The 8,529-nt window shown below is 62.5% G+C and carries 4 protein-coding genes; all 4 read left to right on the plus strand.

Going from position 1 to position 8,529, the window contains the following annotated elements; genetic code table 11:
• Positions 1-9: 9 nt before the first annotated feature.
• The 4 genes from AC1DWF_RS13930 to AC1DWF_RS13945 all read left to right on the plus strand — a co-directional run bounded on the left by AC1DWF_RS13930 (position 10) and on the right by AC1DWF_RS13945 (position 8,421).
• On the plus strand, positions 10-4,176 hold the full coding sequence (locus AC1DWF_RS13930) for a translocation/assembly module TamB domain-containing protein (RefSeq protein WP_476841779.1): 4,167 nt from the start codon (positions 10-12) through the stop codon (positions 4,174-4,176).
• Positions 4,177-4,443: 267 nt separating this feature from the next.
• Positions 4,444-6,099 (plus strand): ABC transporter substrate-binding protein, encoded by a 1,656-nt coding sequence (locus AC1DWF_RS13935; protein WP_476787939.1) that lies wholly within the window; start codon positions 4,444-4,446, stop codon positions 6,097-6,099.
• Positions 6,100-6,216: 117 nt separating this feature from the next.
• The gene (locus AC1DWF_RS13940; RefSeq protein WP_476787940.1) at positions 6,217-7,254 is read left to right on the plus strand and encodes an ABC transporter permease; all 1,038 of its coding nucleotides are present in this window, start codon (positions 6,217-6,219) and stop codon (positions 7,252-7,254) included.
• A gap of 9 nt (positions 7,255-7,263) precedes the next feature.
• Positions 7,264-8,421 carry an ABC transporter permease gene (locus AC1DWF_RS13945; protein ID WP_476787941.1) on the plus strand — a complete coding sequence of 386 codons (1,158 nt, stop codon included), beginning with the start codon at positions 7,264-7,266 and terminating at the stop codon, positions 8,419-8,421.
• Positions 8,422-8,529: the final 108 nt, after the last annotated feature.

Raw genomic sequence — 8,529 nt, forward strand, 5'->3', positions numbered from 1 at the left:
GCGATGGTTATGCTGAAGAAAATCCTGCGCATCCTCCGCATCGCGATAGCAGTCGTTCTGGCTTTCGTGGTCGGTGCCACCGCTGTCTTCACGCTGACGTCCAAGGGCCGCGAAAACCTTGCCGGGCTGATTTCGTCAGTTGCCTCCACCGACGATCAGAAGATCAAGCTGAGCGGGTTGAACGGCATCTGGTCGGGTAGTCTCAGGCTCGACAATGTGGTGATCGAAGACCGTCAGGGCGCATGGCTCGCATTGCGCGGCGTTTCGGTCGACTGGTCGCCCTTGGCGCTGTTTTCGCGCACCTTCCGCGCCGACAAGGTTGCTGTTGATCGCATCGAGGTCGCGCGGCTGCCTGCCGCCGGCGCCAAGAAGCAGAGCAGCAGCGGCGGTTTTTCGCTGCCGGTTTCGGTTGACGTCAAACAAATCGACCTGCCCGAAATCGCGCTGGGCGAAGCGCTCGCTGGCACCGGCATCGCCGAACTTGCCGCCAAGGGCATGTTGCGCGCCGACCGTTCGCCGCTCGGCATCGAAACCAAGCTCAACATCGCGCGCAGCGACGGCAAGGAAGGCGTTGTCGATGCCGATATCGCGTTTGCGCCCGCCGACAATCGCATCGCGCTCAATATTCGCGCTGCCGAGCCTGCAGGCGGCATCATCGCCAACATCCTGAAACTGCCCAACCAGCCGGCCGTCGAACTGATCGTGTCGGGCGAGGGGCCTGCCGCCAACTGGAGCGGCAACGGCACGTTTACCGTCGACGGCAAGGTCGTCACCCGCATTTCCGGCACGCATCAGCTGACCRACCAAGGCAACGTTGTTTCAGCCAAGGGCGACGGCGCTTTCGAAGATTTTGTTCCAGCGATGCTCAAGCCGCTTTTGGCCGGCAACACCACCTTCGACGTCGCCGGCACCAGGACGACCACTGGCGGCATCGACATCGAACGCGCCACAATTGCCAGCAGCGCCTTGACCGCAACTGCCGCCGGTTCGCTCAACCCTGAAGGTGCCGCCGATCTGTCGCTCGACGTCAAGGCCAACAGCGCGCCCATCGTGCTCAGCCTCGGCAGCGACGCCCAGCCGGTCACGGTCGCCATCAATGCCGCCAGCCTGCGTGCGCTTGGCGATGGCAAGGCCCCGGCCATCGATTTCAGCGCCTCGCTGGTCTCGGTCATCGCGGGCAACTCGGAACTTCGCGACATCGTGGCGTCAGCCCATTCGGATGCCTTCGACATCGCCGGGCGCAGCGGCCCGGTGGCGATCAAGCTGGGTGTGGCAGAACTCAAGACTGATGTCGCCACATTGGCACCACTGGTTGCAGGGCGCGTGTCCGTCGACATGGCGGGGTCGATCAGCAAGACACAAATCGTCGTCGACGAAGGTACCATCCGCTCGGATGCGCTCAACGGCCAGATGAACGCCAAGGTGAACCTGGCCGATCTCGCGCTCGAACTCGGGCTCAAGGCCGACGTGCTGTCCAGCGCACTGCCGGCTGGTGTTCGCATTGCGTTGGCCGAGCGGACGCAGTTTTCGGCGACCGCAAGCCGTGACGCGGAAGGTGCATTCGCCGCCAACGCCATCGAACTCACCTCAGGCGCGTTGAAGGCCCAAGGCACCGCGCGCGTGAAGGGCAGTGAGATCGACGCCGATCTCAAGGGTTCCTTCGCCGACGTTTCGCTGCTGTCCAAGCAGGCCAAGGGCGCCATCGATTTCGCGCTCACCGCCAAGGGCGCGCGCACCGCGCCCGACGTCTCGCTTACCGTCACCAGCGACCGCATCGAAGCGGCTGCGCGCGAAATCACAGGGCTCAATTTAACGGCAACCGGCAAGATCGATCCGGCAAATCCGGCAGCCAATGTGGCACTCACCGGCGATGTCGCTGGCCAGCCGCTTCAAGGCAATGCCGTGCTGCGCACGGCCGATGGAAGGCGCGAGATCAAGGGCCTGTCGCTGTCGCTTGGGCAAAACAAGCTTTCCGGCGACCTCGTGCTCGACCAGGGTTTCGTGCCGCTCGGCACGATCACCATCGACATGCCCGACATCGGGCCGCTTGCGGCCCTCGCGCTTGAAACTGCTGAAGGTGACGTGCGCGGCAAGATCAACTTCACCCGCAGCGGCGACATCCCCCAGGTAACGGTCAACGCGACCACCGGCTCGCTCAAGCGCGGCGACCTCGCCGCCAATGACGTGGCGATCAACGCCGACATCCTGAACTATCTCAAGGCACCGGCGATCTCAGGCACGATCAAGGCCAAGTCGGTAACCTCGGGCAAGACCGTCATCTCTGGCGTCGCTGTCGACCTCAAGCGCGACGGCGAGTGGACCGGCTTCTCCGGTGGCGCCACCGTGGCCGACATTCCGGCAAAGGCTGCCGGTCGCGTCAAGCTGGCGGGTGGTGTGACGACCATCGAGCTTGCCTCGGGCGAGGCGACGATGCGCGGAATCCGCGCGGCGCTCTCCCGGCCGACCACGGTTTCGATCGCGGGCGGCACAACGACGCTCGACCGTCTGGCGCTGAACCTCGGCGGCGGCACCGCAACCATTTCCGGCACCGCCGGTTCGGCCCTCAATCTCGATGCGACGCTAGCCAATGTGCCGGCATCGCTCGCCAACTCGTTCTCGCCAGGTCTCGGCGCTGCCGGTTCGATCTCGGGTACGGTCAAGGTCTCAGGTGCTGCTGCGAACCCGACTGTCGGCTTTGACCTCGACGTGACAGGCGCTGCAACCTCGCAGACTATGGGGGCCGGCTTCGGTCCCATGAATATCGGCTCCACCGGCACCTTTGCCGGCGGCCGGCTCACCTTCCAGTCGACCATCGGCGACGGATCGGGCCTGGCGCTCAAGGGCGGCGGCACAGTCGTCACCAATGCACCGGTCACACTCGATCTCAATTTCGCTGGTCCAGTGCCGTTCTCGTTCCTCGCCCGCACGCTTGCGGCCCAAGGCATGGCACTGACCGGCTCAGCCGACGTCAACGTCCAGGTGCGCGGCCCCGCCACATCGCCTGTCATCAGCGGCAGTGTGCGTGCATCGGGCTCACGGCTTTTGATGGCGCAGTCGGGCATTGCCATCAACGACATCAATCTCGACGTCGGTATCGCCGCAGGCGTTGCCCGCATCAACCGGCTCACCGGGTCGCTGTCGACCGGCGGCCAGCTTACGGCCAGCGGTACGGTCGGCACCGATGCCTCCACGGGCTTCCCGGCGGATATCACCGTCAAGCTCACCGATGGCCGCTACACCGACGGCCGCGTGGTCACGGCCAATCTCGGTGGCGACATCGCCATCAAGGGCCCGTTGACGAAGGCACCGGTGCTTTCAGGCACCATCAATCTCGCTCGTACGGTCATCAGCATCCCCGAAAAATTCCCGGGTTCGCTGACCGCCGTCGACGTCAAGCACAAGAACGCTCCCAAGGCCGTTGTGGCGCAGCAAGAAGCGATGCGTCCGCCGACCCAGGCCAGCGGCGGCACCGGAGCGCTCGTCCTCGATGTCACGATCAACGCGCCCAGCCAGATATTCGTCCAGGGCCGCGGCCTCGACGCCGAGCTCGGCGGCACGCTGCGCCTGTCGGGTTCGTCCGCCGCTCCGCAGGCCGTCGGCGAGTTCACGCTCAAGCGTGGCCGGCTTTCCATCCTGGGCAAGCGGCTTAACTTCACCAGGGGTTCGGTCGGATTCTCCGGTTCGCTGGTACCGACGATCAATTTCGCCGCCGAGACAACCGCCGGCGACGCGACCGTCACCATCACCGTCACCGGTGAGGCCAACAACCCGAAATTTTCCTTCTCTTCGGTGCCCGCTCTGCCTGAAGACGAAGTTTTGGCGCGGTTGATTTTTGGCCGTTCGATGTCGAACCTGTCGCCCCTGCAGATCGCCCAGCTGGCCGAAGCGGCGGCCCAGATGGCCGGCATCGGCGGCTCCACCTCGCTGCTGTCGAGCCTGCGCGCGACGCTTGGCGTCGATGATCTCGACATCAGGACCAACGACCAGGGCGAAACGTCAGTTGCTGTCGGCAAGTATCTGAACGACCGCACCTATTTGTCACTGGAGGCGGGCGACAAGCCGGGTTCGGGCAAGGCCACCATCGACCTCAATGTCGGCCGTGGCGTCAAGCTGCGTGGCCAGGCCACGGACGCCGGCGAAGCCAAGGGCGGCATCTTCTACGAACGTGAATATTGAGCCGGCAGACAGCCGGTTCTGACATCATCAGCAAAGTGTCGTGGCACTGTCGTTGATTGTTGGAACGCAGGTAAATTAGCAAAGGCGAAGATTCCAGCGAATCCGGCGCGCATTACCATTTTTGCGCCAACTTTGTCGCTATCGCGCGAACTGCCCCCCTCCCAAAATTGCAGACTTGGTTCCGGGAACGACGACATCCAACCGTTTTGACAACGGGAAATGGATGCGGAATGGTAACGTTACAGGCCACTTCAATGGGAGACGGAAATGACATTCTACAAGAGCAACTCAGATCTTGTTCCCAGCCACATCCGTGAGCTGGCCAAGAGCGCCGGGACCGGCGAAATGGACCGCCGCGAGTTTCTGGCCCTGGCGAGCGCCTTCGGCGCCACGACAGCGATGGCCTACGGCATGCTGGGGCTGGTCGCGCCGAGCGAGGCCTTGGCGCAGGAGCCCAAGAAAGGCGGTGTCATCCGCGTTTCGATGTTCGTGAAGGATCAGAAGGATCCGCGCAGTTACGACTGGCCGGAAATGGCCAATGTCACGCGTCAGTTCCTCGAGCCGCTGGTCAAATACACCCGCACCTTCACATTCGAGCCGGCCCTGCTCGAAAGCTGGGAAATCAACGACGACGCCACCGAGTACAAGCTGAATGTGCGCAAGGGTGCGACCTGGAACAACGGCGACGAGTTTAACGCCGACGACGTCATGTTCAACCTGCTGCGCTGGTGTGACGGTGCTGCCGAAGGCAACTCGATGGCGGCCCGCATGGGCGCGCTTGTCGATCCGGCGACGAAGAAGGCCAAGGAAGGCGCCATCACCAAGGTCGACGACTACACCATCGCTATCAAATTCCCGGCGCCCGACATCACCTTCATTCCCGGCGTGTCCGACTATCCGGGCATCATCGTCCACCGCGACTTCGAAAAGAACGGCTCCAACCTTGTCAGCCATCCGATCGGCACCGGGCCTTTCGAGCTGGTTTCCTACGATGTCGGCTCGAAGGCCATTCTCAAGCGGCGCGAAAACGGCAAGTGGTGGGGCGGTGAAGCCTATCTCGACGGCGTCGAGTTCATCGACTACGGCCCTGATCCGTCCGCTGCCGTCAACGCCTTCGAAGCGGGCGAGGTCGACACCAACTATGAAACCGTGGCCGACTATGTCGACATTCTCGATGGGCTTGGCCTGGTTAAGTCGGAGGTAAATACCGCTGCGACGATCGTGGCGCGCATGAACGTTAGCAACAAGCCGTATGACAACCAGAAAGTCCGCAACGCGCTTCAGATGGCAGTGGACAACGCGACCGTTCTGCAACTGGGCTATGGTGGCCGTGGATCGGTGGCGGAAAACCATCACGTATCGCCGATCCATCCGGAATATGTCGAACTGCCGAAGAAAGCCCGCGATATCGCAGGCGCCAAGAAGCTGCACGACGAGTCCGGCGTCGGCGACATCGAGCACGACCTCATCACCACGGATGAGGACTGGCACAAGAATACCGGCGACACCATTGCGGCTCAGATCCGCGAGGCCGGCATCAAGGTCAAGCGCACAGTGCTTCCGGGTTCGACCTTCTGGAACGACTGGACGAAGTACCCCTTCTCGATGACAACCTGGAACATGCGCCCGCTTGGCGTGCAGATCCTGGTGCTCGGCTACAAGTCGGGCGAAGCCTGGAACGAAAGCGCATTTGCCAATCCGGATTTCGACAAGAAGCTGACCGAAGCCACGGCGCAGCCCGATGTCGAGAAGCGCAAGTTGCTGATGAAGGATCTCGAGCAGATCCTTCAGGACTCCGGTATCCTGATCCAGTCCTATTGGCGGTCGCTGTTCAATCACTCCGCCAAATATGTAATGAACCACGGCATGCACCCGACAAACGAGCACGACTTCTACCGGGTCTGGCTCGACAAGGAGGCCTAAGCCGTCCACTGTTGAGGGGAGGGACCTCTGCGTCCCTCCCGCTGTTCGCCAGGCGGTCCCGGTCATGCCGGGAGCGCCTGATACAGAGCCCAACCCAGCAGGCAGGGGGCGACAACAGTGCTTTCATTCATCCTCAGACGCCTCGGGACCATCGGGCTGACGATGCTGTGCCTGACGCTCGTCGTCTTTTTCCTGATCAACCTCGATCCGAACCTGAAGAAACTGGCGATCAGCCAGACCGAGATGCGCGCCAGCTCAGAGCAGCTCGAAAGCTGGCTGCAGCGCAACGGCTATCGGCAGAACTTCTTCGTCCGCTACGGCCAATGGCTCGGCGTGATGCCGAAGCAACCGAACATCGACCCGGCGACCGGCCAGGCCGTGCCGCGCTTCTCTTTCTGCAACGAACCTTCGGTGCCGCAATTCTCCGGCGTGCTGCAAGGCGATTTCGGCTGCTCGACCAAATTCAAGGCGCCGGTGGCCAAAAAGCTGTTCCCGGCACTCGGAGCCACCGGCATCCTGATGTTCTGGGTGATGGTGACGATGGTCCCGATAGCGCTTCTGATCGGCATCTTGGCCGGCATGCGCGAGGGCTCGCGCACCGACCGGACCTTGTCCGTTGCCTCGATCGCAACGACGGCCACGCCCGAATATGTCTCGGGCGTCATCTTCACCGTCATCTTCGCCTCGTGGCTGGGCTGGTTCAATGGCTCGGCCGCGAGCGCCACTTCGCAGGGCATCACCTTTTACAATTTCACCCTGCCTGTCATGACCATGGCGATCTACGGCATCGGCTATATCGCCCGCATGACCCGTGCCTCGATGGTCGAGGTGATGACCCAGCAATATATCCGCACCGCTCGGCTCAAGGGGCTTTCATTCGGCAATGTCGTGGTCAAGCACGCGCTGCGCAACGCGTTGATCGCGCCATTCACCGTCATCATGCTGCAGTTCCCCTGGCTGCTCACCGGTGTAGTGATCGTCGAGACGATGTTCCGCTATCAGGGTTTCGGCTTCACGCTGGTCGAAGCCGCCGGCAACAACGATATCGACCTTTTGCTCGGCTGCTCGCTGGTCTCGGTCTTCGTCGTCCTGGTTACGCAGCTGATCTCCGATGTCGGCTACGCCTATCTCAATCCCCGCATCCGGGTTCAGTAGGAGATCCGCATGCAGATCGAATATATCGGCGGTTTCCAGGTCTTCCTCGGCGTGCTCGCCCGCTTCTGGCCGGTATGGCTGGCGTTGGCCATTGTGCTGGTTGCCAGCTTCAACTTCCGCAAACATCTCGGCCTTTATGGCCAGCTCTTCGATTCCGGCGTCGGAATAGCAGGCGTGACGATCTGCTTCTTCTGGCTGTTCACGGCGATCTTCGCTGCCAAGGTCGCGCCGTTTGATCCGCTCGCCCAGATCCCGATCATGAAGGACGCGCTGCCCGGCGCCATCGAGCCGGCGTCCAAGCAGATCTACCTGTTCGGCGGCGACAAGCTCGCCCGCGACGTCTTTTCGCGCGTGGTTTATGGCAGCCAGATCGTGCTGATCATCGCACCCGCCGCCACCATGTTCGCGCTGATGGTCGGCATCACGCTCGGCCTCCCGGCGGGCTACTATGGCGGTCGCATCGACTCCGTCCTGTCGTTCCTCGCCAACCTCGTTCTGGCCTTCCCGGTGATCCTGCTGTTTTACCTTCTGGTCACGCCCGGAATCATGGACACGCCCATACCCTACGCACTGGCCGGGCTGTTTTTCCTGTTCCCGATCATCTTCTTTTCCGTGCTGTTTTACACCCGCTTCAAGGCCCGGCCCGACCGCATCTATCTGTTGCTCGGCATCACGCTGTTGTTTGGCGGCTGGATCTATGCCGGCCTTGTCTTCAATGCCGACCCGTTCGGCATCGTCTCGATCGAGCCCAACCAGCTCAACATCTTCGTCGCCGTCGTCTTCGCCTCCAGCCCCGGCGTGTTCCGTATCGTTCGTGGCCTGACCATGGATATCAAGACGCGCGACTATGTCGCCGCCGCCCAGACACGCGGTGAGACGCCCTGGTACATCATGCTGTGGGAGATCCTGCCTAATGCGCGCGGGCCGCTGATCGTCGATGCCTGCCTGCGCATCGGCTACACCACCATCCTGCTCGGCACGCTCGGCTATTTCGGACTGGGCCTCGCGCCCGAAAGTCCCGACTGGGGCACCGCGATCAAGGACGCGAGCCGCCTGCTGCGCTCCTTCATCCACCCGGCTTTGCCGCCGACAATCGCGCTGATGTCCTTCGTGCTCGGCCTCAACCTTCTCGCCGATGCGCTGCGCGAACAGTCGATGAAGGATTGAGGGGCAGACGATGCTGACCAGAATTAGCACCTTCGCGCCCCCCTCTGTCCTGCCGGACATCTCCCCCACAAGGGGGGAGATCAGGCTGTCATTTGCGCCGCTTGGAAT

This window comes from Aminobacter sp. P4_D5, from assembly GCF_056401815.1.